General features: G+C 64.3%; 1 protein-coding gene. It reads left to right on the plus strand.

Features of this window, described 5'->3' with window-relative positions; genetic code table 11:
- Nucleotides 1–209 precede the first annotated feature (209 nt).
- Nucleotides 210–1151 carry an IS110 family RNA-guided transposase gene (locus EWH10_RS21610; protein ID WP_065847925.1) on the plus strand — a complete coding sequence of 314 codons (942 nt, stop codon included), beginning with the start codon at nucleotides 210–212 and terminating at the stop codon, nucleotides 1149–1151.
- The last annotated feature ends 17 nt before the right edge of the window (nucleotides 1152–1168 follow it).

Here is a 1168-nt window from a genome sequence, read left to right on the forward strand (position 1 = left end):
GCTTGTCTTATGACATTGCGGTCCGTTTGGGTCATGCTGGATTGCCCGGGCCGGGGTGGCCACCCCGGCCCGGGCGGAAGGGGACGGATCGTGAAAGCGCCGGTCGTTGTGGGACCGGGTTAGAGTAGGATCGCCCCTTTCTTTTCGTGTCGGCCCGAACGGATACCGGGGTTTTGGACCCGGATGACAAGCATGGGACAGCGGAAAAGATGAGCGACAATCTACCACAGACGATCGGCATCGACATCTCCAAAGCGAGCCTCGACTGCCATGTCCACCCTGCCGGCGCCGAGCGCCAGTTCGCCAACACCGCCAAGGGCCACAAGGCGCTGATCGCCTGGCTGCGACAATGGCCGGTCGAGCGGATCGCCTATGAGGCAACCGCAACCTACCATCGGGCGCTGGAGGCGGCTCTGGCCGACTGGCCCTGCGTGAAGCTCAACCCGGAGCGCGCCCGGCGCTTCGCCCAGGCGACTGGCATTCTGGCCAAGACCGATCGCATCGATGCCATGTTGCTGGCCCGTATGGCGGCCACCTTGCAGCCGCCGGTCAGACCCGCTCGAAGCGCACAGCAGGCGCAGATGGCGGAGCTCATCAATGCCCGAGACGGCCTCGTGCGCGATCGCACCGCGCTCAAGAATCGCGAGAAGAACCTCACCATCGCCTTCCTCAAGCGCCAGTGCCGGCAGCGGCTCGAGCAGATCGATCGGCATATCGAGGCGCTCGATACCGAGATCGCCAACCTGATCGCCGCCGATGCCGCGCTCGCCCGCCGGCATGAGATCCTCACCAGCATCGCCGGCGTCGGAACGCTGACCGCCAACCAGCTCATCGCCACCATGCCCGAACTCGGCAGCCTCGAGAACAAGCAGGCCGCATCCCTCGCCGGTCTCGCCCCCGTCGCTCGACAGTCCGGACAATGGAAAGGCAAGAGCTTCATCCGTGGCGGACGCGCCAACGTGCGGCAGGCTCTCTATATGCCGGCCCTCGTCGCCGCCCGGTACAATCCCGATCTCAAGGCAAAATATCAGCAGCTCGTTACTGCCGGAAAGCCCGCCAAGATCGCCATCACCGCCGTCATGCGAAAGCTCGTCGTCACCGCGAACGCCATGCTCAAAGCCGATCGATGCTGGACGCAATCTCCAGCTTGATCATCACGGATACTCTA

This window comes from Sphingobium fuliginis, from assembly GCF_004152845.1.
GTDB classification, from domain to species: Bacteria; Pseudomonadota; Alphaproteobacteria; order Sphingomonadales; family Sphingomonadaceae; genus Sphingobium; species Sphingobium fuliginis.

Bases quoted from the DNA above. Each gene is read 5' to 3' on its own strand.
- EWH10_RS21610 (WP_065847925.1), top strand. From the start codon at position 210: ATGAGCGACAATCTACCACAGACGATCGGCATCGACATCTCCAAAGCG.